The 23,622-nt window shown below is 59.5% G+C and carries 22 protein-coding genes; 8 read left to right on the top strand and 14 right to left on the bottom strand.

Annotated features, from left to right (window positions below; genetic code table 11):
- Nucleotides 1-10 precede the first annotated feature (10 nt).
- Nucleotides 11-1,504 carry a glycerol-3-phosphate dehydrogenase gene (gene glpD / locus ACG9DO_RS14580; protein ID WP_394729188.1) on the bottom strand — a complete coding sequence of 498 codons (1,494 nt, stop codon included), beginning with the start codon at nt 1,502-1,504 and terminating at the stop codon, nt 11-13.
- Nucleotides 1,501-3,603 (bottom strand): alpha-galactosidase, encoded by a 2,103-nt coding sequence (locus ACG9DO_RS14575; protein ID WP_394729186.1) that lies wholly within the window; start codon nt 3,601-3,603, stop codon nt 1,501-1,503. Before ACG9DO_RS14575 ends, glpD begins: the two co-directional genes overlap by 4 nt.
- A gap of 93 nt (nt 3,604-3,696) precedes the next feature.
- Here ACG9DO_RS14575 and ACG9DO_RS14570 point away from each other — a divergent pair, with 93 nt between their 5' ends.
- On the top strand, nt 3,697-5,196 hold the full coding sequence (locus tag ACG9DO_RS14570) for an SLC5 family protein (RefSeq protein WP_394729184.1): 1,500 nt from the start codon (nt 3,697-3,699) through the stop codon (nt 5,194-5,196).
- Here the strand turns inward: ACG9DO_RS14570 and ACG9DO_RS14565 are convergent.
- Nucleotides 5,180-5,914 (bottom strand): sigma-70 family RNA polymerase sigma factor, encoded by a 735-nt coding sequence (locus tag ACG9DO_RS14565; protein WP_394729182.1) that lies wholly within the window; start codon nt 5,912-5,914, stop codon nt 5,180-5,182. The two genes, ACG9DO_RS14570 and ACG9DO_RS14565, sit on opposite strands and share 17 nt — an antisense overlap.
- Nucleotides 5,911-6,360: an FHIPEP family type III secretion protein gene (locus ACG9DO_RS14560; RefSeq protein WP_394731283.1), complete on the bottom strand. Its 450-nt coding sequence runs from the start codon at nt 6,358-6,360 to the stop codon at nt 5,911-5,913. Before ACG9DO_RS14560 ends, ACG9DO_RS14565 begins: the two co-directional genes overlap by 4 nt.
- 16 nt (nt 6,361-6,376) lie before the next feature.
- Here ACG9DO_RS14560 and fliD point away from each other — a divergent pair, with 16 nt between their 5' ends.
- The 5 genes from fliD to ACG9DO_RS14535 are packed head-to-tail and all read left to right on the top strand — an operon-like array spanning nt 6,377 to nt 10,001.
- Nucleotides 6,377-7,165, top strand: coding sequence for a flagellar filament capping protein FliD (gene fliD / locus ACG9DO_RS14555; protein ID WP_394729180.1), 789 nt, complete (start codon nt 6,377-6,379; stop codon nt 7,163-7,165).
- A gap of 2 nt (nt 7,166-7,167) precedes the next feature.
- Nucleotides 7,168-7,575 carry a flagellar protein FliS gene (locus tag ACG9DO_RS14550; protein WP_394729178.1) on the top strand — a complete coding sequence of 136 codons (408 nt, stop codon included), beginning with the start codon at nt 7,168-7,170 and terminating at the stop codon, nt 7,573-7,575.
- Nucleotides 7,576-7,626: 51 nt separating this feature from the next.
- Nucleotides 7,627-8,358: a class I SAM-dependent methyltransferase gene (locus tag ACG9DO_RS14545; protein WP_394729176.1), complete on the top strand. Its 732-nt coding sequence runs from the start codon at nt 7,627-7,629 to the stop codon at nt 8,356-8,358.
- Between the two features lies 1 nt (nt 8,359).
- Nucleotides 8,360-9,415, top strand: coding sequence for an NAD-dependent epimerase/dehydratase family protein (locus ACG9DO_RS14540; RefSeq protein ID WP_394729175.1), 1,056 nt, complete (start codon nt 8,360-8,362; stop codon nt 9,413-9,415).
- Between the two features lie 34 nt (nt 9,416-9,449).
- Nucleotides 9,450-10,001, top strand: a complete 552-nt coding sequence (locus tag ACG9DO_RS14535; protein WP_394729173.1) for an acyltransferase — start codon at nt 9,450-9,452, stop codon at nt 9,999-10,001.
- On the opposite strand, the gene ACG9DO_RS14530 is transcribed toward ACG9DO_RS14535, so the two are convergent.
- The 7 genes from ACG9DO_RS14530 to ACG9DO_RS14500 all read right to left on the bottom strand — a co-directional run bounded on the left by ACG9DO_RS14530 (nt 9,998) and on the right by ACG9DO_RS14500 (nt 18,120).
- Nucleotides 9,998-11,527 carry a lipopolysaccharide biosynthesis protein gene (locus tag ACG9DO_RS14530; RefSeq protein ID WP_394729171.1) on the bottom strand — a complete coding sequence of 510 codons (1,530 nt, stop codon included), beginning with the start codon at nt 11,525-11,527 and terminating at the stop codon, nt 9,998-10,000. The two genes, ACG9DO_RS14535 and ACG9DO_RS14530, sit on opposite strands and share 4 nt — an antisense overlap.
- Before the next feature lie 220 nt (nt 11,528-11,747).
- Entirely contained in the window at nt 11,748-13,016 is a 1,269-nt protein-coding gene (locus ACG9DO_RS14525; RefSeq protein WP_394729169.1) for a glycosyltransferase family 2 protein, read from the bottom strand.
- A 46-nt stretch (nt 13,017-13,062) separates the two neighbouring features.
- Nucleotides 13,063-13,920, bottom strand: a complete 858-nt coding sequence (locus ACG9DO_RS14520) for a glycosyltransferase (protein ID WP_394729167.1) — start codon at nt 13,918-13,920, stop codon at nt 13,063-13,065.
- The gene (locus ACG9DO_RS14515; RefSeq protein WP_394729165.1) at nt 13,920-15,017 is read right to left on the bottom strand and encodes a sulfotransferase family protein; all 1,098 of its coding nucleotides are present in this window, start codon (nt 15,015-15,017) and stop codon (nt 13,920-13,922) included. Before ACG9DO_RS14515 ends, ACG9DO_RS14520 begins: the two co-directional genes overlap by 1 nt.
- A 26-nt stretch (nt 15,018-15,043) precedes the next feature.
- Complete coding sequence (locus ACG9DO_RS14510) at nt 15,044-16,354, bottom strand: O-antigen ligase family protein (protein WP_394729163.1); 1,311 nt, start codon at nt 16,352-16,354, stop codon at nt 15,044-15,046.
- Between the two features lie 21 nt (nt 16,355-16,375).
- Complete coding sequence (locus tag ACG9DO_RS14505) at nt 16,376-16,945, bottom strand: polysaccharide biosynthesis/export family protein (RefSeq protein ID WP_394729161.1); 570 nt, start codon at nt 16,943-16,945, stop codon at nt 16,376-16,378.
- A 224-nt stretch (nt 16,946-17,169) separates the two neighbouring features.
- Nucleotides 17,170-18,120: a glycosyltransferase family 2 protein gene (locus ACG9DO_RS14500; protein WP_394729159.1), complete on the bottom strand. Its 951-nt coding sequence runs from the start codon at nt 18,118-18,120 to the stop codon at nt 17,170-17,172.
- Between the two features lie 91 nt (nt 18,121-18,211).
- Here ACG9DO_RS14500 and ACG9DO_RS14495 point away from each other — a divergent pair, with 91 nt between their 5' ends.
- Complete coding sequence (locus ACG9DO_RS14495; protein ID WP_394729157.1) at nt 18,212-18,982, top strand: metallophosphoesterase family protein; 771 nt, start codon at nt 18,212-18,214, stop codon at nt 18,980-18,982.
- 3 nt (nt 18,983-18,985) lie between these two features.
- Here ACG9DO_RS14495 and ACG9DO_RS14490 read toward each other — a convergent pair whose 3' ends face one another.
- The 3 genes from ACG9DO_RS14490 to ACG9DO_RS14480 are packed head-to-tail and all read right to left on the bottom strand — an operon-like array spanning nt 18,986 to nt 22,386.
- Entirely contained in the window at nt 18,986-20,260 is a 1,275-nt protein-coding gene (locus ACG9DO_RS14490) for a glycosyltransferase family 4 protein (protein WP_394729155.1), read from the bottom strand.
- A 1-nt stretch (nt 20,261) separates the two neighbouring features.
- Nucleotides 20,262-21,269: a glycosyltransferase family 2 protein gene (locus ACG9DO_RS14485; protein ID WP_394729153.1), complete on the bottom strand. Its 1,008-nt coding sequence runs from the start codon at nt 21,267-21,269 to the stop codon at nt 20,262-20,264.
- Nucleotide 21,270: 1 nt separating this feature from the next.
- A complete protein-coding gene (locus ACG9DO_RS14480) occupies nt 21,271-22,386 on the bottom strand; it encodes a hypothetical protein (protein WP_394729151.1) in 1,116 nt (371 codons plus the stop codon).
- A gap of 152 nt (nt 22,387-22,538) precedes the next feature.
- On the opposite strand from ACG9DO_RS14480, the gene ACG9DO_RS14475 reads away from it, so the two are divergent.
- A complete protein-coding gene (locus ACG9DO_RS14475) occupies nt 22,539-23,543 on the top strand; it encodes a glycosyltransferase family 2 protein (RefSeq protein WP_394729149.1) in 1,005 nt (334 codons plus the stop codon).
- Nucleotides 23,544-23,622: the final 79 nt, after the last annotated feature.

Raw genomic sequence — 23,622 nt, 5'->3', positions numbered from 1 at the left:
GAGTTTGTCCCTAACGCGGCAAGCTTTCGCGCGCAAACCAGCTTGCGACGCGCGTTCTTGCGGATTCATCCAGGTGCAGGCCAAGCTTGCTGCGACGCCACAGGACATCGTCCGATGTCTGCGCAAACTCTTCATTCGCGAGATAACGCAGTTCGGCCTCGTACAGGTCTCCGCCAAAATGCTCGCCTAGGTCTTCGAGCCCGGAGGCCTTTCCGAAAACTCGTTCCATTCGCGTCCCATAGGCCCGGGCCAACCGCAGGATGCCGTCAGGGCCGAACCATGGCCAGCGGGTGATGCAATCGACGAAGAATTCATCGAAGCGCGCGGGATCGATGTCGCCGCCGGGCAGATCGGCAGAGGCTGTCCAGCTTTCTCCGCTGCCGAGGCCGAGCTTTTCCAGCGCGTGTTCCGCCAGTTTGCGATAGGTGGTTATCTTGCCTCCGAAGATCGACAGGATCGGCGGGCCGTCTTCATCGAGCGCGAACACATAATCGCGGGTCACGGTGGAATTGTCACCGGACTGGTCTTCATAGAGCGGGCGGACCCCGGAATAGTCCCACACGGCTTGCTCAGGCGAGACATCGACGCGCAGATATTCGTTCACGGCATCGCAGATATAGCGTTTCTCTTCATCGGAAATCGCAACCGTGCCGGGATCATCCTTGAACAGCACGTCGGTCGTGCCGACCAGCGTGAAGTCCCGCTCATAGGGGATCGCAAAGACAATCCGGCCATCCTTGTTCTGGAAGATATAGGCGTGGCGGCCCTCATACAGCTTCGGGAAGACCAGGTGGCTGCCTTTGACCAGACGCAGGTTGCGATGGTTGTTGCCAGGCTTCGCCAGCCCCAGCACGTCATCCACCCATGGTCCGGCGGAATTGACAATGATCCGTGCCTTGATCTGCTGTTCGCTGCCATCGCCGGAGCGCAGTGTCGCGCTCCACAGGTCCTCGCCGCGATAGAGCTTCAAGCACTCAGTCCGGGTAAGCACTTCGGCGCCGTGTTCCTTGGCATCCATCGCATTAAGCACGACCAGCCGCGAATCCTCGACCCAGCAGTCCGAATATTCGAACCCTTTCTTGAGGCGTTTCTCCAGAATTCCCGCGTGAGGATAATCGCGCAGGTTCACGGTCCGTGTACCGGGCAGCAACTTTCGCCCGCCGAGATTGTCATAGAGGAACAGGCCCAGCCGCAGCATCCATTTGGGCCTGAGACCAGCATCATGCGGCAGCACGAAGCGGAGCGGCCAGATGATATGCGGCGCAATATTAAGCAGCCGCTCGCGCTCGATCAGGCTCTCGCGTACCAGCCTGAATTCGTAATGCTCGAGATACCGCAAGCCGCCATGGACAAGCTTGGTCGACGCGCTGGACGTATGGCTCGCAAGGTCATCTTTCTCAACCAGCAGCACCGATTGGCCGCGACCAGCTGCATCGCGAGCTATGCCTGCGCCGTTGATCCCGCCTCCAATGACGAGCAGGTCGTAAGTCTGGTCAGAGCTCAAATCTCAGCTTTCACATGATAAATCAGGCAGGTGTCGGGATAGGTTTGCGGCAATTGCAGCCCATAGTCGATCAGCGCCGATCCGGCAAAGCTGCCATGTGATTTTGCCAAAGGTTGAGGCCAGATGCAGCTCAGTGAATACCGCCTGGCAGGATCAAGCCCGGCAAAGTGCAGCCGCGGCGGATGCGGCGTTGGATGCTGATCGAGCACAGCGAGCTGGAACAGGGCTTCATCTTTTGATTGCGCCACCACGCCAATGCCGTTGAGGTGCGGGGCGGTTTCGAGCCGGTGATAACCGCCCCCATGGATCAGATTGCGGTGCTGCTTGTGCAGCGTAATGGCATTGGCGAGGATTGCGCGATCGGCCTCGCTTTCGCGGGATAAGTCCAGTTCCATGCCCATGTGGCCGAACACAGCTGTGCCCGCGCGGAAATGCATGTCGAAGCGGCGCCCGGTGATATGACAGCGCTTTGGCCCGACATGATTGCCGAGCACGGCCAGCGGCAGGAAATGCGCGGCCCCGCGCATGATCGCATGCCGCGCCCGTGCATCGTTATTGTCACTGGTCCAGACGCGGTCCGTGCGCTGGAGAATGCCATAATCCGCCCTCGCGCCTCCGCTGGAGCAGCTCTCGATCACCAGGTTCGGATACGCCGCGCGCAGCCGGTCGATCAGCGCGTAGAGCGCCTTCACCTGCCGGTGCGCGGCAGGCCTGCCATCTGCGCCGCCAGGGTGCTGGATATCGCGGTTCATGTCCCATTTGATGTACGCAATACCAAGCTCTGCCACGAGCGTGTCGATCCGTTCAAACAGGTAATCGCTCACTTCAGCGCGGGTCAGGTCGAGCGGCAGCTGGTGGCGCGATGCGATGGTTATTGCGCCTTCCGCCTTGAGTATCCAGTCAGGATGTGCGCGGTAGAGGTCACTGTCCGGATTGACCATTTCCGGCTCAAACCACAGACCAAATTTCATCCTTAGCGCGCGGACATGATCGGCGAGCGGTTTCAACCCGTCAGGATAGACTTCACCTGAGACAACCCAATCGCCAAGCCCCGCGCGATCGCTTCTACGCGCGCCAAACCAGCCATCGTCAAGCACGAAGCGTTCGGCCCCGGCCTCCGCTGCTTGCTCAGCGAGTGCCATGAGCTTGTCAGGTGCATGGTCGAAATAGACTGCTTCCCATGTGTTGTAATGCACTGGCCGCGCATTCTCGGTTCGCGGCAATCGCGCCTGTACAAACCGGTGCAGCCGGCGCGTCACATCGCCATAACCCTCGTTCGACCAGCACGCGGCAAAAAGCGGCGTGGTGTAACGTTCGCCGGGCGCAAGTGTGGTCTCTCCTGAAAGTGGCAACTCACCCGCTTGTGCGACAAGCGAACCATCCGAAAGCCGGTCCAGCCGCAACCGATGATTGCCGCTCCAGGCCAGATGTATCGCTGCCGCTATCCCATGTGTCTCGCTGGTGGTTCGTTCGCCGAGATAGAACCCTGGATAGCTATCATGGCTGGTCCGGCCCGCGCGATTCTCGCAGACGAAGCTCCCACGCGGCAACGACAATTGTTCGGTCTGGAACTCACCCGCCCACTTGCCAGTGAAGCTGGTAATTTCAGTCAAGCGCTCGTCCAGAGGCAAGCACAGGGCTGCACACCATTCGAGCGCCGCTGTCACCTCGCCGGTGTTTGTAACGGTTGTCTTAAAACCAGCGACGCCGCTTCGAGAGTCGAGAAATACCCTGTGACGGAATTCGAGTTTGGCGGCGTCGTCGCGGCACACGATGACACAGCTTGACTCATCAGAGTGCTCGACAGAGACCACCCGCGGATCAAGCGCCCAATGCTGGCTGTTTACATGCGCGAGAATTCCGGGAGGGCAGGGGTGACCGGTTCCGGTGGCATTGAGCAGCGACGCCGCGATAGGCTGCTCCGGGCCGCCAGGCGCGTGGTCGCGTGCTGCCAGAGCGAGGAGTTGTTCTGCATTGCAATCCAGCAGGTCAGGCCCGCAATAGAGCAGCCGTGCCCGTTCACCTGTCGGTGCCGACAACACCATCAGGTTTCCCGCTGCGCGCAGAACCACGTCATGTCTGGCTGATTGCGATGTCATCCCCGTCCTGTCCAAGCTCCGCTGCTTTCTGCTCTATCCGAATTCGGATGAGGCGGCTATGCCCTCAGTAAGGGGTGAGAGGGGAAATTGTTCATGGATAACAGCGTCCAGGTCGCGGTATTCTTCGGCCTTATGGCTTTGCTGGCCTGGCTGACCTGGCGCAAGGTCGCTGCCGCAAGGGCAGCCAGCCATGCATCGGCCGATCGCGAGATATTCCTCGCTGGCGGCGGGCTGAGCTGGTTTTTCGTCGCCGGGGCAATCACGCTCACCAACCTTTCGACCGATCAGCTGGTCGGTATGAACGGTAACCAGATGCTGCTGCTCGCCTGGTGGGAGCTCGCAGGTTTCATTGGCTTGCTGCTGCTTGCCTTCGTGTTTGTCCCGATCTACTACCGCAACAATTGCACCACGATCACGCAATTGCTCGAACAACGCTATGATGGCGCGAGCATTCGCACGGTGATTTCCGGCCTGTTCCTGTTCGGCAATTTCGCGATTTACCTGCCTGCCGTGATCTATTCCGGCGCGCTGTTCATGCAGACGCTGTTCGGGGTTGAGGCATCGGTCACGGCCATTGCAGCGATATTCGCGTTGGTCGGCGCAGCCTATGCGATCCTGGGCGGGCTGAGAGCAGTTGCCGTTCTCGACACCTATGCGGGTGTCGGCATCCTTGCGCTGGCGCTGGTGGTGGTTGTCCTCGCCATGCAAGCGGTCGGCTGGGATATTACCACAGGCGTTCCGGAAGAGCGGCTGACGATGATCGGTTCGCTCGACAGCCCGATCCCGTTCCACACCCTGTTCACAGGGATGCTGTTCATCCAGATCTTCTACTGGTCGACCAACCAGAACATCACGCAAAAGGCGCTCGCTGCGCCCAATGTGAAAGAGGCCCAGAAGGGCGTGATTGCAGCGGCCATCATCCGCGTGCTGATAGTCCCGCCGATCGTCGTCATTCCCGGCATTGTCGCTTTCAAGCTGTTCGGAGATGTCGATGACCGAGCCTACGCCATGGTCGTGGGCGAAGTGTTGCCGGACTGGACCAGCGGGATGTTCGCAGCGATGATCGCGGCCGCTGTGCTGACGACCTATTCTGCTGTCATGAATGCGACCATCACCTTGTGGTCTGTCGACTTTCACCGCAAATTCATCAATCCCGAGGTCGATGTGCGCCGGCTCAACCGGGTGGTCGGGATCATCGCGATGCTTGTCTCGATTTCACTGGTTCCGGTCTATGACGGTGCTGAAAGCATCATCAATCTGCTACAGGAGCTGAACGGCCTCTTGTCCATGCCGATCCTCAGCGCATTCATTGCAGCGCTGCTCTTCCGCAACATGGATGCGCGTGCGGCGGTGGCAGGACTGGTCTGGGGCTTCTCCGTCTATGCCTTCCACACGTTCTATCTTTACGTGCCGGAAAATTTCGGCGGGGTGAGCTGGTATGCAACGATCGGTCTGCCTTGGGTTCATTACATCGATGTCATGCTGTTCGTGCTCGCAAGCTCTGTTGCTGTCGCGCTGGCAACCAATCTGGTCGTTTTCGGAAACCGCGCGCGTTTGGCGATAGGCAGAGAAGCGGTTAGTCCGCAGTCATGAGGGCCTTAAGCTTGCTCAGCGCCTGACCGCGCAACTGGTGGACGCGTGGAACGCTTACTTCCAGCACTTCGCTGATCTCGGTGAGGTTCATTTCTTCGACAAAGAAGAGCTGCAGAACCAGTTGCAACCGCTCAGGCAGTTGCTGCACCGCGTGCAATATGCGCTCGCGATCCTCCATTTCGGCGAGGATCTCAAATGGGTCAGGGGCTTCGTCAGCGAAGGCTGGGTGGGTCTCGTCATAGCTGTCCTCGATCGTGGTCAGCTGAGTGCGCGCTGTTTCAAGCTCGGCAAGTTCTGCATCGCTACAGCCCAGTCGCTCCGCAATCTCTGCCCGGCTCGGTTCACGCCCGTGGAGACCGCGCAGCTCGTCGCAGACTGCCTCGTACTGCTTTCGCCGCTGCACCGTCGTGCGGCTATCGGGCATCAGCCTGCGGATCTGATCGAACATCGCGCCGCGCACGCGCATCTTCGCATAAGCAGCAAAACCGTCTTCGCCCGGCCCATTGTGCCGCGTCGCTGCTTCGGTGAGCGCGACCACACCTGCTTGCATCAAGTCTTCTACATCGAGCCCTTCGCGCCCCACGCCATAGATATGCCATGCCGCGCGCCGGACCATGGGCAGGAACCGGCGCACCCGGTCCTCCACCACCTCCTTGGAGTGGTAGGGAGAGGTGCCATAGGGCTTTGCCCCGGCAAAAGAGTGGGCCTGATAACTCATGCTACTAGTGCGTGGTTATCCTCGGGAATGGAAAGAGCCGGGTTAGAGGCAGCTTCCGCATTTTCCCCGATCACCGCGACAACTTCTACGGGCTGGCTGGCAGGCAATTCGTTGATCGAAAGCACGAGGCATTGCGGCGCGCGGGTCTTGAGCAGCTTGGCGAGGGGGCGACGGGCAGGCGGCTGCACAATCAGCGCGATGCTGCCGCCCGCCTCGCTGATAAGTCCGTTCACCCGCTCAGCGATCATTTGTCCGCAACCCGGTTCGATCATCGGCTGCCCGGTTGCCGGATCACTCAGGCTGCCAAGGATCGCACCTTCGAGAGAGGCGTCCAGCGTCGCGACCTTGAGCGGCTGATCGGGAAGGCAGATCCGCCCGACGATCTGCGCGCCAAGGTCGATCCGCACCTGATCGACAAGCTCGTTGAAATCCTGCGTGCGCTGCAGCGACAGCGCGAGGCTGGTGAGGATAGGCTGCGGGTACCTTGGCTGGAACCCTGCGAGCGATACCGGCCAGCAGCGTTCTACCGCTCAGGATGCGGTCTTTCGTTTCGACACGGTCGAGATGCGCAGCCAGTCGAACAGCGTAACCGATCTGCCCGGCGGGCTTACAGCCGAACTGACAGGCACGAATACCGGGGTGCCCGCGACGATAAGCTTTGCTTCGCGCAACAGCGCGATCAGTGCGGTGATGGGCGATCTGGTGGCGGCGCTCAATGACATCACTGGCAACCTGCGTGATATTGCCAACCCCCTCGGCGGAGAGCTTGGGCGCGATGCCGGCGCCCGGGGCCTGAAGCGCGCGCTATCCGGGCTCACGTCCGAAGTGATCATGCCGAATGCCGCGCCAGGTGAGCCAAGCCGCCTTTCGGACCTTGGGGTCTCGATCAATCGCGACGGGTCATTCACCTTCGACAGCGCGCGACTCAACGAAACCCTCGGGGAAAACCCTACCGCCACGGCCGCGATGTTCACCACCGGGCTGTTCGGCATTTTTGCGACGATTGACGATATCTCGCGGTCCATGGGCGCTCCGGGCGATCCTGGCTCGCTGGCGGGCTCTGTCGCACGTTATAGTCAGCAGATAGAGCGGATCGACGAGCGCCTCGCGCGTATTACCGAGCAGCAGGACAAGCTACGCGAGACAATGACGAGACAGTTCATCGCCGCTGACAGAAACGTCTCAGCATCGCAATCTACCCTCAGCTTCATCCAGTCTCAGATCGAGATCTGGAACAACTCGGATCGCTAACCATGTTGCCCTTGCACACCAATCCTGCCGAAGCGTATCGCCGGGTCGAACTCGACGCCCGCATTGAGGGATCAGACGGTACGAAACTCACGCAAATTTGCCTGGAGGCTGTTGTTCACGCGCTTGGCCAGGCGCAGGCGTCCGCCCGCCGCGATGACCGCGCAGCGCTGCGGAATGATCTGAGCCGGGCCGGACAGGTTATTCTCGGGCTGGAGCGTGCGATTGATCCCGCTAGCCCGATGAGCCAGACCTTGCGTGAATTTTACGGTTCAGCCAATTTGCAGGTGCGGCAAATGACCATTCGCTTCAATGAGGACATGCTCGTGACTTTGCGGCAGGATTTCCTCGATGTGATGAGGGCGATGCAGACGGCCATCCAAGCCGACGCCGGCGGACGTGCGGCCGCCTGATCCGCTCCACGACACGAGCAGGCTTGCGAGGATCGCAATTTCTTCGCCATAATGCCCCCCGAGATGACACTGGGGGGCGATTTGTCAGACGAACATCCAGCCAATTCACGGCGCGAGGCGATTATCGCTGAGTTCGACGCATGGGCTGCGACCTATGAGACCGAGCGACTTGCGCCGTGGTATCAGATGCATGCGCGCGAAGTGTTTGGGCAGATCGATCTTTCGACCGCTCGCCGGGTGCTGGATATTGGCTGCGGGACCGGTTGGGCCTTGCGGCAATTGGCACGGGAACACCCCGATATCGAGTTCCACGGGATCGATATCGCGCCTGTCATGATCGCTGAAGCCGAACGATTGGCACAGCTGGAAGGCCTTGCCAATCTCGCCTTCCATCACGGCGACTGGGAGCAAATGGGACCAGCCATTGCGCAAGGTCGCCATGATACGATCAGGCCTGGCTTCGACCTGGTTCTCGCGCTCAGCAGCTTGCACTATATTGCTGATCTTTCAGCAACACTGGTATCCATCAGAGATTGCCTCTATACAGGAGGCAATCTGGTGCTGGTCGAGCGTGATACGCAAGGCTCGAACCTCACTCGCATCTGGGGCGCATTACACAAATTTGTACTGAGAGACGGTGTCGAGTTTACTGACACCGAGGAGCTGTTGAGAATGATGCGTGAGACAGGATTCGCTTCAGTGCGAACCCTTGCCAGAAAACGTCAGATGTTTCGCCATGGCAAACTGTTCACCAGCGTTATTGTGATTGAAGGGGCAGCATAGGGTGGAACTGGCCGACAAGTCGGTATTGGCTTTGCGCACTGCAGAGCGCGAGCTGAAGGACAAGAAGTGTCTTGTCACAGGTGCTGGCGGCTTCATTGGTGGAGCTTTGCTCAAACGCCTGCGCGATATCGGCGCCGATGCGCTTGGTACGACGATTGACCAGACAGAATGTGACAAGCTGCGCAGCAAGGGGCACCGCGCGGCGGTGTTCAACCTCAAGAACACGCAGGATGCGGTCCCGCTGCTGGAAGATGTCGAATATGTCTTCAATGTCGCAGCCATGTTCAATGAAACGGAAGCCTCCGAAGCGGAGTATTTCGAAGTCAACGAGACTGCGACTCTGGCTTTTGCCGAGGCTGCCTATCAAGCGGGGGTCAAACGGTTCGTCCATGTCAGCACCGTGGGTGTCCACGGCGATGTAATGGAAATTCCCGCGACCGAGGAATCGCCCTTCAATCCCATGGATGTCTACCACCGCTCCAAGCTGGCCGGGGAACGTGCAATCCTGATGATGGCGCGCGAGCTGGGAGAGGACGAGATGGTCATCACCGTCAACCGCCCGGCTATGGTCTACGGCCCCGGAGACATGCGACAGTTGAAGCTGTTCCGCATGATCGCACGAGAGAATTTCGTGATGATCGGCAGCGGCACAACGCTGGCACACTTCGGCTATATCGATGACCAGGTGGATTCGCTCCTGTTGTCCGCTGTCGCACCGCGCGATCAGGTCCATGCCGAAGCCTTCAATATCGCATCGGGCAAGCCGATAACCTTGAACGATGCCGTGCGGGTGATCGCCAAGGCGCTCGATATGGAAACGCCTGAAACCCGGCTCCCGCTTGGTCCGGTGTTGCTGATCGCCAGGCTGGTCGAAATCATCTGCAAGCCGTTTGGCATTCGGCCGCCCTTGTCCCGGCGCAGGGTAGGCTTCTTCACGCATAACCGCGCGTTTGATCTGACCAAGGCGAAGGAACGCATGCATTTCGAACCCAGGGTGGAATTGCCGCAAGGCGCGCGTACGACGGTCGAATGGTATCGTGAGCGTAATCTGCTGTGAGCCGCCGGGCCCGGCCTGATGAGCAGCGAATGCCATGCTGACCGCGCGGCAAAAGATGTGGCTGGGCATCCGCCGGGTCCTGACACCACAGATCCTCGTCTCACTAATCTACTATTTCAAATATGGGGCGCGGGTGAGCCCTCGTGCTGAAATAGAGCTCAATTCAAACCTCGTCCTTGGCAAGCACTGCCGGATCGGACCATTCGTGAAGATCAAGGCCTTCACAGGTCCGCTCCATATCGGTGCAAGAGCGCAGATCGAAGCAGGATGCTTCATCACCTCCCGCGAAGGCGGAACGATTATCGGGGACGATTTGATAGCTGGCCCTGACGCCAAGATCATCTGCGGCAACTACCGCTATGACAAGAAGGGTGTGCATCTGGAAGATCTGGGTGGATCATCCAAGGGCATCGTGATCGGTGACAGGGTAAGGATCGGGGCAGGGGCCATGATCGCTGACGGCGCCAGGCTCGGTGATGATACGCAGGTCCTGCCCGGCGCGCTGGTCAATCGCCCGTTCAAGGGCGGCGTTGTGCTGGGCGGGTGTCCGGCCCGGCTGATCAAGGACGCCGACGAGGCAGACTAGCCGGACGTGATCTGGACCTTGGCAAGGCCCGACCTGGCGATATCGAGCAAATGTGTCTCCGCCCCCTGCGGCCGTCCGCGCACCAACCATAGCCCGACAATTGTTGCGCAATAGGTCATCGCGCCAAGACCGACCAGAATGGCGAATTCTACCGCTGTCTCGAACAGATAGGTGGACGGGCTGAGCCGCGAAGAAACCGCCAGCACGACAACGCTCATCACCGCAGCCGCGATGAGCGGTCTTGCTGAAAGGTTCCAGTGATCGGTCAGCGTGACCGGGCTGATCCTTGCGATCAACACGGTGTTGAGCGCGGCATTGATAATCGCTGCGGCTGCGCGCCCGACAAGCGCGCCCAGGATGACATCGTTGCCGGTCCTCATACCCCAGACAATTCCGAGGATCATCAGCGGCAGGCGGATCAGCATGGCGCGCAGGTCGCGATTAAACAGCGCCTTGGTATTGCCGGTTGCCATCGCGACCGGGACCAGCGACTGGAACAGCCTGCAGGCGATGCAGAAGGCAAGGATCTGGATATAGGGCACCGCTGGCAGCCACTTGTCGCTTAGCAGCAGGCGCACAATCGGTTCTGCAAGCAATGCCAGGCCGACCGCCATCGGCAGCACAGTAGTCGTAAGCACGCCTTGCGCAGCGATATAGGCCTGCCGCAGTCGCTCACGTTCGGAACGAATGCGAGAGAAAGCGGGAAACAGCATATGCGTAATGGGGTGGAGGATTTCACGCGAGACGATCCCGGAAGTCCGCTCCGCCATAGAGAACTGGCCGAGCGAAGCAGACGGTACGAACAGGCCCAGCACCATTGGGTCAGTCCGCCAGTTTATGGTCTGCACCCAGGTGCCTAATGTCATCCAGATCGAAAAGCTGACGAGGTCGCGCCAATGCGAAAGCGTGATCCTGGGGCGGTATGGCGCGAGCAGGAAGGACAGGATCACGCGTGCGATCTGCGATGCAAGGATCCCGAGTGGCAAGGCAAAATAACTGCCCGTTGCCCAGGCAATCGCGACAGTCACGACCAGCCCGACGAACTTGTCGGCAAAGTCCAGCGCTACCATTGCGCGGAAATCCAGGTCGCGCTGGAACAGAATGAAGCGCGGGCTGATCAGGCTGCCAACCACGGCGATGCCAGCGAAGATGTAGAGCACTTCGACCAACCGCATATCATCATAGAAATGCCCGATGGGAATCGCGAGGAGTGCGGTCAGCAATCCCATGATCGCCGCCCGGATCAGCCCGATCGTAAAGGCGGAATCAAAATGTCCATCCTCCACCTCCTCGACGTGAATCAGCGCTTCACTGACTGACAGCTCGCTGACCATCGTAATCAGCAGCGAGACTGCGGTTGCGATGGCGATCAGGCCGAAATCATCGGGAGCAAGTAGCCGGGCCAAAAGGATAATGCTGGTAAACGAAATGACCGCATTGATGATCCGCGCGCCGCCCATCCAGGCTGCTCCAGTGACCAGTTTTGCGCGCTGGCCGGAGCCTTCAAGAGGCACTTCACCACTCACTTGCGCAGAGTCCCGATACGACACACCCGCGACGCAGCGCTCGCCGAAACCCGACTGATGGGCGATTGAACAATCCCATAAATTCCGAGGGTTCGAGCATTTCCAATGAACACACTATGCAAGATGCATATCCATGACTGGGTCAGTCGCCCCGCGACGCATCGCGCTGACAGGCTGATACGCAAGTGCCGCCGCTGTGGGAAAGTGAAAGTCATCCGGCTCAACGTCCCGCAAAGCTCTCATCACGCGAAACATGGTCCTGCCTTTCCGGCTGATTACTCGCGATAAGCGGATCAATCTCCTTGTTTTCCGTAATGCCGTTGTCGCCTTCCGAGCCGATCTTGCTGACCAGGTGACTGGCTGAAAGACGGGCGAAGCCGCTTAGTCCAATGATCTGTGTGATCAAGGATTTGGCGGCCTTGCGCATTGCGCGATCCTCGTCGCGCAGACGCCACAAGGTTCCTCGCAGGATCGTCTCGACTATATCGCTCGCATTGCCCCCTTCGCTGTTCATTCGCCGTAATCGTTCGATTATCTGATCAGTCAATGCGCCGGGAAACCCATGCTTGCCGCAAACCGCCCGGCGACAGATATCGCGCTCCACCTGGCCGAGCGCAACCGTAGGAGCAAGTTCAGCGGCGGATCGAAGATCGGTGAGGGCGTCGTCCCACAGGTCATGGCGGGCGAACACGCAGGCGCGCTGAAGCAAGGCGACGCGCTTGCGCAGCCGCGGATCAGGGTGCGCGAACATCGACTGGTAGAAGCTCAGAGGAATGATCTGGCGCTGGCGTTCGAAGATCTTGCGGTCATAGTCGAGCCAGACCGTCTCAGAGCTGCCAGCAGCATGGCGTATGCTCGCAGGCCCGCGCGCGCCCTCATGCTTGCGCTGTTCGAAAGCGATGAAGTCGACATAGCGGCAGCGCACTTGCGTCGCGAGCCTCACGGCCATGTCATAGTCAAGCGAGCGCAGCAGCGTTTCGTCGAACGGTCCGACAGTGTCATAGGCGCTGCGCTTGGCCAGCGTTGCATTCTGCATCACGAAAGAATCTTCGAGCACGTGGCGCGCGATGCTACCTCGCGACAGGTCAGGCCAATAGCCGGTTCCCATGTCCTGCTTTTCACCATCGACTTCTGTAAAGCGCGTGTAGCGGGCAAAGACCATGTCCGTTTTCGGCTTGTTGATCGCAGCGAACATCAGCTTGACGCAGCCATCGCGCAGCAGGTCATCATCATCGCATATCCAGATATGCTCGCCTTGCGCTTCGCCCAGAGCGCGATTCAAGGCGGCTGCCTTGCCGCTGTTTGGCTGGCGAATGATCCGGTGCTCGCCTGCGACGCGCTCAAGCACTCGGGGCGTGTCGTCGTCCGATCCATCGTCGACCAGGATGAGCTCGTCACTCGGTGACATTTGCGACGTTACCGACTGGATCGACTCCTCGATCAGATGCGCTCTGTTGAAAGTTGGCATGATGAAACTGATGCGCGTCATGAGAGCACTCTTTCGCAAGAGAAGTAAGGCAGAACGAATGCAAGCATCATGGAAGGACCCCCAGAGCCTGCTCAGTCGCCTTTATCTGGCGATCGTTACCATCACCCAAATAATTGTCGTCGCTGAGCGAAATGCGGTTGTCGGTCGGCCATTCGACAATGTCGAACCAGGCCTGCGTGCGGCGATGCCGGGTGCCCGCCTTGCGCGCCATCCAGAAAAACCAGATGTCATCGCCGTTGGGGCAGAGCGACCTGAATTGTGCTTCGTTCGAAACATCTGGATGAAGCGATCCGGGCGGATAGAGGATTCCGCCGACACCGGTCGGGAACAGGCGATCATCCTGCTTACGCGGCAATTGCGCCGACGTTGCAAGTTCCCAATCGGCGTAGGAGGAAAGCCTTCCTGCTTTATCAACCTGAGCCATGTGCGCGCGGGTCCCGATCACATCGCGCGGGTGCGCCCTGGCTGCTTCAACCAGCCACGCCAACCAGTCCGGCGGGTAATAGACATCATCGTCGGCGGTGACGAAAGTCGCCTCAGGCCACCGCTCCAAGGCAGGGATCAGTTTCTTGTAGGAGCGCGTGTCCTTACAGTCGCGCACGTCCAGCCCGTGATCGCGCAGGGCGAGGACCTCTGGGGGGAGTTGGTCGATATCACTTTCAGCGAGCCACAGCACGACCCGGTCTGCCCGAACATTCTGGTCGAGCAGGCTTTTCAGCGTCTTGGCCAGCATGGGGAAACGAGGCGGGAAGGAAGTGAGCGTCACGATCAGCGGATTCGGCAGGCCATGCGCGGCTCTAGCAGTGACTTTCGGAAATCGCGCAACGGCACGCTCTGCCTTATACAAAAGCCATCGCTGGCGCAGCTCGCGCAGGAGCAGTTTCAGGCGATATGTCCCGCGCATCACCCAACTGTTTCATGCTTGGAAAGGGCCCGCAAACGGCGGCGCGCATAGGCGCGGCCCGCAGCCAGGCGCACCAGCTTGATCGGGTTGCCGAAACGATAATAGCGCGGATGATCGAAGACTCGCTCTGCTTCGCCAAGATCGAACGTTCCCAGCCAGCGCAGACCCTGCCGGGCATCCAAACGCAGCACAGGCTCAAACTCCTCAACAAAGCCCGCCGACATGTTGTAAACCTTGCGTGTCGCGCGGATTTCGGGACCGATTTCGTAGCCGAACCGCTCTAGCCACTCGTGGCAGATCATGCCGATGAGTTCTGCGGTGTCAGCGTCCATGGTCTTCTTCCAGGCAAAGCTGCGGCTGGGATCGAGCGCGCTGGAAACCTGCTTTTTCCAGGTCTCTGCCTTCGATGAAACATCCTGTGCGGCGCTCTGATAATCGAGCATGGCGTTCGAATAGGGTACCTGGATCGCCTGGCACAGTGCCTCGAGCTGCTGTGCCGGAGCTGCAACAAGGTCTTCATAGCGCAGTGTCGCGCTCAGTTCGTCATTGGCCAGAACACGCTCGGACTGGTCGAACCATTCGCGCCACAAATAGGCATTGGCGACGATCGAATCGCTGAATGCGGGAAGGCGTGTAGTCGATGCGGCGGCATCTCTAGGATCGCGCACGATCCTGACAATCCGCGCATTGGGGAAAGCGGCGCGGATAAGTTTGAGCTTTTCGAGATGGTTCGGGGTCTTTTCAACCCAACCGGGTTTGCCGCGTGCTTGCGAAAACGGGACCACCAGCGCTTCAAGCATGGCAGCGACGGATGGCTCGCGCGACTTGAGAAAGGCTTCGACTCTGGCGATGTCCGTCTCGAACAGGTCGAGCGTCGATTGGCCAGCGGTGTGAAGCTGCTGGATCCGTTTCAGCGCCTCAACGGGCCAGGCCGGGTCTTGAGGCGCGCGGAGCAGGTCGTGCGCTGAAATCTTGACAAAAAACTGCGTTTCAGGGCCCGCAGCATAAAGCGGATGCGCGCCGAACATGGCGGCGAGCAAGGTCGTCCCAGAGCGCGGTGCGCCGACGATGAAAACAGGTGGGGGTGACATTTCCATGATCTGTGAAGGCCTTGCGAACTGCCTCAGGAGAGGTTCGCTTGTGCACCTCGCGCTTGGAGTTGCGCTTTCTCCAGCGCGGTCAGAGGCAAATCGTCACGCGCGAAACCCAGCGTTAGCGCGGCGTAGGTAAGAATGGTTTCCGCATACATTTGCGCCATTCCCATGCTCTCGAAATAGGTCCGCAAGGTCCAGTATACCATCCAACCGCAGAAGAAGATCCGCGCAGGATCAGGTCGAACCATCGTGCGCCAGATCAGCGCGCCAAGCGCGATCAGGCCGATCGTGACAAACAGCACGAGACCGACCCAGCCTAGCGAGACAAGGATTTCCTTGGCTGTGTTATGGAAGTTGAAGCCAGTTCGGTTGAGTATGAAAAATTCGCGCCAGATTGCCTCTGCATCGAGATTGCCTTGCACCCAGAACGCTGCGAATCCCTGCCCCAGGAAGGGGCGCTGCGCAATGAGTTGATCCGCTTTTCGCCACAGTTCGACCCGCCCTGTCAGCCCGGCATCCTTGCCGGAGCCTGTGATGACGAATTCGAACACCAGCGGAAGCCACAGTTCCATCGTCGCCAGCGCGGCGAGCACCATGATGCTGATGATTATCAGAATTGATGCCCGCGCCTGTCTCGGCAGACGCTGCGAAGTGATCCACATCATCAGACAGATAACAGCCGCGCCGCCGCCGATCAGGGCACCGGCTGACAGCGCCATGTAGAGCGAATAAAGCGCAAGAGGCATCAGGATGATGGCGGTGACCAGCAATCCGAACGAGCGGATCTGATGCGCCAGAGACATGCATGCGATCGACAACAGTACACAGATCGCAGCCGAACTGCCCGCCATGTTCTTGCTCGCAGCGATGCCGATGAAAGCGACTTCGCCGGTCGTCCCGTCGCGCTTGGTGTCACCGACAAGGAACCCGGCAATCACAAATGCGGCGTAAGCCAGCATCACTCCGATCAGCACGGCGCGCCGGTCGAGGCAGGTCGCCATCAGCACGCCCGAGGCAACGGTAATGGTGAACAAGATGCCGTATCGGGCAGTCGCTCCTGGGTCCAGCGACCACAGATATGATGTTAGCGCAAAGGCCGGGATCAGGATAATCGGCCATGCGCGAGCAAGCGCTGTCGGCAGCTTCTCCATCCGCAGCCATGCCGTTAACACGGCGGAACCGAACACCAGGAGGACGGATAGCGGGCCAAGCATGCTGTTGAACAAGCATGCAAAGATCGGCAGCGCGGCCAGTAGCGCATCTGTCACCAGTGCGCCCTGACCGCTCTTGAGGTCGTTCAGATAGACAGCATTGGGCTGGCGGCTGACGACCTGCTCCATGGTTGCAGAGCCCTCGCGATCCTACAGGAAGCGCTCACCGATGCGCACAGTGTCTCCGGGCAGGATCCAGACCGGCTGGTCAGGCTTCAGGATATAAGTGCGCTCTTCAGTTTCGCCAGCGCGGCGAATGAAGACCTTGCTCTTGTCAGCCCGGTAGGAGTAGCCGCCGGCCAGTGCGATCGCCTGCGTGGCTGTCAGGCTCGCACGATAGGCGAACTCGCCTGAGTTGCTGACTTCGCCCAGAATATAGAAAGGACGATAATTCAGCACTTCGATGCTGACGCGCGGATCGTTGAGATAGCCGTTCGAAAGCTTCTCAGTGAGCAGAGAAGCAAATTGCTCGACTGTCTTTCCTTCGGCAGGGATGGCTCCAAGCAGAGGGAAGGCAATATCACCAACCGATGTGACGGCATATTCATTGCTGAGCGCTTCTTCGCCGAAAACAGTGACTTTGAGCCGGTCACCAGCACCAATCTGATAGGATGGCGCATTGAGCGATGATTCCGCGATCGGCGGCGTTCCGGTTGCGCAGGCGCTGAGCCCCAACAGCATGGCGCAGAGTGCTGCAAGAATTTGCGATATGCGTAGCATGACGATTTTCCCCATTTTGAGCGCCAATCGACGCTCCATTTTCCGGCAATTTCAGACCTCGTTTGCCGACCCGCCTGTTAGCTCTTACCAAGCTTCTGAACTTCAGAGATTATCCTTAGTTGCCCTGCGAGGCAACCGCATCGCCATTCGCGGGCGTGCCCCATAAAAGGACAGGCCTGCCGGCAGGGATATATCGTCTGTCGAAAAGATCTGCCGAGGATCGCTCAGCTGCCGCCGACCATCCTGGAAACCCGCGCCTTTATCGGCATGGCAAAATGCCGCGCGCTGCCCGGTTCCCGCATCACTTCCCTTAGCGCTGCCATTGGCTTGCCGTGTTTCAAGGCCTCCACCGCCTGAGTGAAGGCCACCGCCTGCCGCATCGCCTTCTGGCGGTTGCGGAAAGCCGCGCTATTGAGCCCGGCTGCGCGCACTTCCTCCTCTAGCCGTGCTGCGCGCGCGCCCATCGCGGCCGCGTGCCCGGGGGAGAGTCGGTGCGAGATCGATTGTTCATGCTTGCGGTAGAGATAGCCGGCCTGCGGCGCAACATAGTAACGCGCGCCCGCCATCAGCAGACGAATGATCAGGTCATCGTCCTCGGCCACGCGAAGGCTCTCATCGTAGCGAATGGCTGTACGCTCGATCAGGGAGCGCGAGATCATTGGCTTGAGGAAGCCCGGATTGGGGGCGGGGCCGTACATTGCGCTGTCTCGGAAATAGGCGTCCAGAGTCAGGATGGTGCCAGGAAGCATGGACTGCGCAAGGAATTGCGTGCCTTCAATACCTTCGCCGAACACAGTCAGATCGTCTGCCACCATATCCGCCTTGTGGACCTCAGCGGCAGCGATGAGCCGCGCGCTTCGTTCGGGAACCACCAGATCATCGCTGTCGAGAACGGCGTACCAGTCCCCGCGCATGTGTTCGAACGCGATATTGCGCGCACCGCCTGGCCCCAGGTTGCTGGGCGTACGGAAGAACCGCACCCGCTCGTCAGACGCCGCCATCCGTTCCGCCTGCGCATCGCTACCGTCCGAACTGCCGTCATCCACGATGATGACTTCGCAGCTTAGGCCCCGCTGCGAGAGCGCAGAGTTAACGCATTCTTCAAGGAATTGCCCCGAATTGTAATTGGCGACGGCAAATGTCACATCCATTCGGGAACCACCTCGTATTTCCATGACTCTTTCTCTACCTATAGACGCATCAGGAGCAAGCTCGGCAGATCGGGCTGTCTCGGGTAAGGGCAGAAAGAAAATCGGCAAGAACTGGATGGAATTCTGGAAACGCCACCCGCACACGGCTGCGGGCGAGCGTCTCTATGCCATCGGAGATATTCACGGGCGCGCCGACTTGCTTGAGCAGATGCTTGCAGCGATCTGGGACGATATGGCGCGCACAGAGGATGGACGTACCGCGCGGATCCTGTTTCTCGGCGATCTGATTGACCGCGGCCCTGACAGCAAGACGGTTATGTCCCTGGTGCTCGATCTGACGCGAACCCAGAACGCGATCTGTCTGCTCGGCAATCACGAGCAATTGCTGATGAGCGCGCTGATGGGAGACAAGCCCGCCTTGAAGGGATGGCTCAAGCTAGGCGGATGGGAGACGCTGAAGTCCTATTCCGACGCCAAGAAAGAGAAGAAGGAAAGCAGTACAGAATATGCAATGCGTCTCGCGCAGGCGATTCCCAAGGCGCATATCGAGTTTCTTGAGAGCCTGCCAACGTCCTATCGATCAGGAACGTACTTCTTTGCGCATGCTGGCGTGCGCCCCGGCATCAAGCTGAAGAAGCAGGACCCGCACGACCTGGTCTGGATTCGCAAACCGTTTCTCGAAACCCAGCAGGACCTGGGCGCAATTGTCGTCCATGGCCATTCGATCGTGGATAATGTGACTTTCTTCAATAACCGGATCGCGGTGGATACCCAGGCATGGAAGAGCGGCAAGCTTTCCTGTGTCCGCTTGGCGGGGGAGGGCTGCTCGGTCATCTTTGCCAAGAAGAAGGGTGTGAAGGCGATCCCGATCTGGTCGGAAGACTGAAGCCTAATTTGCGAAAAGCGCGGCGAGCTTTGCGCTTAGCTCGGCATGGACGCTCTCCGCCGAGAAATGCGCTTTCGCGCATGCCAAGGCCTTTTCCGCAAGCTGCGCTCGAGCATGGCTGTTGTCAGCAAGTTTGATGATCGCATCAGCCATGGCTTGCGGATCATCTTGGCATTCAACCGCTTCTAGGCAGATGTCTTCCACTCCTTGAAGTGTCACGCGAGTCGCCACGATGGCTTTGCCCTGGCCGAGTGCTTCAACCAGCTTAACCTTCAGGCCTGAGCCAAAGGTGAGGGGGGAAATCAGTATTCCCGCTGCTTGATAGTGCGCAGCGAGGTCATCGACGAGGCCGAGGAAGCGCACGTTGGGGCAGGAACTTGTGTCGAACTTGCGTCCTACTGTGCCAATTACGTCCAGCTGCGTTTGTGGCTCCTCAGCCATCACCAAGGGCCAGACATGCTCGAAAAACCAGGCAAGGCCAACGCTGTTTGGTGCGGTGTCGCTTCCGATGAAAAGCAATTGGCGGTCTTCGCCAGGCCGGGGTTCGGCTGAAATTGCGGCGGGCATCGGTGCAAGTATCGCTTCGACTTCGGGACATGCATTGGCGACAAACTCGCGCTCTTCCGCCTGGATGGCCACGACCCAGTCCGCGCGAGAAAGCATGGCGATTTCGCTTGCCTCGTCGAGCACCGCCACGGAATCCGCGCCTTTGCCATCCCGTCGGGAGAACAGGTCATGCATGATGACCGCCTTTGTTGTCTGCGCGGGGACATCTACAAACGCGTCCGTGGCAAAAACATAATCGGAGATGACGAGTCCAAGGCGGTCTCCTGCCTGATCGGCGAGAGCCCGAACAAAGCCATGTTCGTTGGGTTTCCATGGTAGCGCAATCGAATAGGGTCGCGGGCGGTCCTTCAGGAACCCGCGCTCGCCCAGCAGCTTGCGACCCATTAACTTCAACCCGCCGGTCAGAAATCCCCACCACACTGCCGGTGACAGCGCCACCGCCAATCGCCCTACGCGCTCCATCCCGAGGATTTCGTGACGCGCGAAGATATCCAGCTCGTCGCTGAAGCGCAGGATCGGCGTGCGCCCGGCGAGATCAGCGCTCGGCTGAACCAGCCAGACTTCGAACCCCCCCTGCGCAATGCATCGAGCGAGCGACAGGACATACGCAGAGCTGCCATTGTTCGCAGCGACAATGCGCTGCTTGCTGACCAGTATTGCAACCGGGCGCTGCGTATTGGCGCGCAGTGGCTCTTTCTCAGCCGCTGTCATTTCAGCTGGCGGGGCTGCTGGTGTCGGTGCTGAAGCCGAAGCGAGAAGGTACCCCGCGCGGATGTCTAATGATCTCCTGCAGAAAGCCGGCTCCCCAGGCAGCATGCATGATCATAGCCGGGATCCCGCACAGCAATCCGCAGAGACTGTTCGCGGTCATTCCAACCAATATGCCGAGGACGAACATTGCAGCTATGTAAGCAAGGCCAGGCAATGCGAGCAGCGGGCTGAGCGGAGCAAGCAGAATCCCCAGCAGCGCGAATGGCACGAATAGAGGCAGCATTTGGCGCAAGCGCAACCGGCCTCCATGACGCCTGACATTACGCGCGCGGCCCTGACCATAGCGCAGGTATTGTCGCCACAGCGCAGAGGGAGTCGAGCGCGGTAAATAGCCGATTGTTGCCGCAGGTTCGAGCCAGATCGCGACATCCGCCTGTCCGAGACGAAAATCGAGCTCCGCGTCTTCGTTGCAATGCATCGCTTCGCAATAGCCGCCGACACGCTTGAACGCGGCGATCTCCATCAGCGCATGGTGGCCATGCTCGACAAACATGCCTTCTGCATGTGTGTGCCGGTGCGCTGCTGCGCCAGTGCCGATCACATTGTTCTGAGCGGCGGCGACAGCATGCTGAAAGCACCCCTGGGCGCGTGTCACCATGGGTACCACGACGGAACGCGCCTTGTGCTTTTCGGCGGCGTTGAGCAGCGTCGACACGTAATTTTCCGGATAGAAACTGTGTGCATCGATCCGGACGAGCCAGTCGAAATGGTCGCCAAACGTCGCCACTGCGCGATTGACCCCCGCGCTCTGGATGCGGTCCGGATTATCGAGCAAGACTACCCGGTCATTCGCAGCGGCGAGTTCTGACACAATGGAGCGGCTACCATCATTGCTTCCCCCGTCCGCCACGACGATCTTGTCTGCCTTTGGGTCAGCCAGCAAAGCTTCCAGCAGCCGCGGAAGATGGGCCGCTTCGTTGAGGCAAGGAATGACGACAAGCGCGCTCATACTAAGTCAGTCCTTTGAGCCACGCGGTCAGTTCGTGGCACTCGGCATCTCCCATCATGATCGCTTGGCGCTCAATCCCTGAGACGGGCGCCTGCAGGCCAGTGTAACCCGCCTGTGTCAATTTTCCAAAGAACTGTGTCAGTTCAGATGTAGTCACGATTTGCAGACCCGCATTTCTCTTGGCCAGCCAGCGGCCAACCTCGTGCCGCTTCAGGACGATGGGAACAGTGGCATGGGCTGTTGCCTCATACAGGCGATTGGGCAAGAGCCATTCACTATTCTGTCCCTCTTCGAACCAGTCGATGGCCCAGGCAAAATGGCAAGCTGAATAAAGTTCAGGCAATTCGGCAGGCTTATAGGGGCCTGAATAATGGCAATAGGGAGAAGCGGCGATCTGCGCTTCGAAGTCTTGCAATTCAGCTGAGGAGGGTTTGCCGGCAATGCGGATCTGGACCGCGCCGCCTGTCGCATCTGCCAGTTGCAGCAGTTCACGCAAAGTCCGCTCGCAGCGAAGCATCCCGAACCAGCCGATCACCCATGGCGGGCCTTGCTGCTTTGGCAAAGGCTGGATCGCGTCGCTGGTCTCGCCCGGAGCAAGCAGGATCTTGTTCTCGATTAGCCTGACCTCAGCATCGCCTGTCGGGCGGTGGTCGAAATATTCGCGGATGAAACCGGGCGAAGAGGTGATGATCGCGGCAGTGCGCGCAAGCAATTCGGCCTCGATCTTGCGAATGGTGCGCCCGGCAATGCCCTGATCAAGCAGGCTGCGATGAATGTCGAGGCATTCATACACGACCGGTCTTCCGCCAGCGATCCGCTGCGCAATTGCGAGCGATTCAAGGTTTCGGGCGATGAGAATGTCCGCGCCATCCATCGCGCGGCGGGCAGCTTCGGGGAGCGCGACATTGCGCAGCACGGCCAGCGCGCGCTGGGCCAGTGCGCCGTCGGCAGTCTCTCCCAGGTCCGTGGGTGTGATCCCTTCAACAGCTGTTGGCGGCTCAGCTCGCCGAAAGCCGGCCAGGCAGACCTCAGCGCCTCCGCGCACCATCATCGCGCAGCGCTTCGCCACCGCAGCGTCGTTAAGGTCATGCACGAGATAGCCGATGCGAAAGGTCAAGAGAGGGCTCGGTTGGAAGAAATGGTGAACTCAAAGCTCGTCAGGGCATAAAGACCTGTGAATTGCTCGAGCGATGCTTTACACATCCGGGGCTGGCCTTCAACTCACACCGTGTTTACCAAACAGGCTTAAAGGGCTGTAAGTTTCAACGCTTGAGCAGGACAAACGGGGGCTGCGTGCCGGGCAATATCGCTGTCATCATTCCCGCTTACCGGGCTGCATGGTGCATCGCTGACGCGGTGACATCTGCCTTGGTACAGCCAGAAGTGGCTGAAGTCCTTGTGGTCGATGATGCTTCCGGCGATGATACGCTGGCTGCCGCCGAGGGAGCCGATGATGGCACTTCCCGGCTCAGGCTGCTGCGCCAGCCTGTCAATCAAGGACCGTCAGCCGCCAGAAATCGCGCCATCGCGGAAAGCAGTGCGCCCATCATTGCCTTGCTCGATTCCGATGACCGCTTTCTGCCGGGGCGCTTCGCTGCTTTGAACGCAATCGACCGAGCATGGGATTTTGTTGCCGACGATATCCTGTTTGCTGCCAATGCCGAGGCCATTGCGAAGGCTGCGCCACCTGATCTGGCAAGGGCGCCTCGAACGAGGCAGATCGATCTGGTTGAATTCGCGCGCCGCAATATCAGCATGCGCGGTGCCAATCGCAGCGAACTGGGGTTTCTCAAGCCTCTTTTGAAGCGCGACTTCATAGAGCGTCATGCGCTTGCCTATGACGAGAAGTTGCGCCTTGGCGAAGACTTCGTGCTTTATGCCCAAGCACTTGCGGCAGGAGCCCGGTTCCTGCTTGCTGAGACCTGCGGCTATGGCGCGATCGAACGGCCAGGCTCGCTCAGTGGCAACCACTCTGCCGCTGACCTTGCCGCTCTGGCGGCGGCTTCGCGCGATGTGATGGCCACGCTTCCCGCCGGTCCAGCGCGCGAGATGATGGCGCGGCATGCTGCTTCGCTTGATAGCAAGGTTGCGCATCGCCAGTTTCTCGACAACAAACGAGAGCGGGGCTTTGGATCAGCGACAGCGAGCCTTGCTAGCTCGCCGCTCAGGTTTGCCCAAGTCAGCTGGAACATTGCGTTGGACAAGTTCGCACCAGTGGGTCCGTCCCCTTTGCCGCGCCGACTCTTTTCGAGTGAAGAGTTTGAAAGAGCATGATAGTGACGCGGTTTACCGGATGCGGGTTGGTAACCAGCCAAAGGCGGGCTGTCCAACAATGGAACGCGCACCTGATCCC

This window comes from Altererythrobacter sp. GH1-8 (assembly GCF_043702085.1).
In the GTDB taxonomy this organism is placed as follows: Bacteria; Pseudomonadota; Alphaproteobacteria; order Sphingomonadales; family Sphingomonadaceae; genus Erythrobacter.
The sequence above is the reverse complement of the archived record's forward strand: the minus strand, read 5'-3'. Positions and strand labels throughout refer to the sequence as shown.

Coding starts and splice junctions, on each gene's coding strand:
- ACG9DO_RS14495 (WP_394729157.1), top strand. CDS start 18,212: ATGGAATTCTGGAAACGCCACCCGCACACGGCTGCGGGCGAGCGTCTC.
- ACG9DO_RS14570 (WP_394729184.1), top strand. CDS start 3,697: ATGGATAACAGCGTCCAGGTCGCGGTATTCTTCGGCCTTATGGCTTTG.
- ACG9DO_RS14575 (WP_394729186.1), bottom strand. CDS start 3,603: ATGACATCGCAATCAGCCAGACATGACGTGGTTCTGCGCGCAGCGGGA.
- ACG9DO_RS14490 (WP_394729155.1), bottom strand. CDS start 20,260: ATGACAGCGGCTGAGAAAGAGCCACTGCGCGCCAATACGCAGCGCCCG.
- ACG9DO_RS14485 (WP_394729153.1), bottom strand. CDS start 21,269: ATGAGCGCGCTTGTCGTCATTCCTTGCCTCAACGAAGCGGCCCATCTT.
- ACG9DO_RS14565 (WP_394729182.1), bottom strand. CDS start 5,914: ATGAGTTATCAGGCCCACTCTTTTGCCGGGGCAAAGCCCTATGGCACC.
- ACG9DO_RS14520 (WP_394729167.1), bottom strand. CDS start 13,920: ATGCGCGGGACATATCGCCTGAAACTGCTCCTGCGCGAGCTGCGCCAG.
- ACG9DO_RS14525 (WP_394729169.1), bottom strand. CDS start 13,016: ATGACGCGCATCAGTTTCATCATGCCAACTTTCAACAGAGCGCATCTG.
- ACG9DO_RS14500 (WP_394729159.1), bottom strand. CDS start 18,120: ATGGAAATACGAGGTGGTTCCCGAATGGATGTGACATTTGCCGTCGCC.
- ACG9DO_RS14515 (WP_394729165.1), bottom strand. CDS start 15,017: ATGGAAATGTCACCCCCACCTGTTTTCATCGTCGGCGCACCGCGCTCT.
- ACG9DO_RS14510 (WP_394729163.1), bottom strand. CDS start 16,354: ATGGAGCAGGTCGTCAGCCGCCAGCCCAATGCTGTCTATCTGAACGAC.
- ACG9DO_RS14535 (WP_394729173.1), top strand. CDS start 9,450: ATGCTGACCGCGCGGCAAAAGATGTGGCTGGGCATCCGCCGGGTCCTG.
- ACG9DO_RS14545 (WP_394729176.1), top strand. CDS start 7,627: ATGCCCCCCGAGATGACACTGGGGGGCGATTTGTCAGACGAACATCCA.
- ACG9DO_RS14505 (WP_394729161.1), bottom strand. CDS start 16,945: ATGCTACGCATATCGCAAATTCTTGCAGCACTCTGCGCCATGCTGTTG.
- ACG9DO_RS14550 (WP_394729178.1), top strand. CDS start 7,168: ATGTTGCCCTTGCACACCAATCCTGCCGAAGCGTATCGCCGGGTCGAA.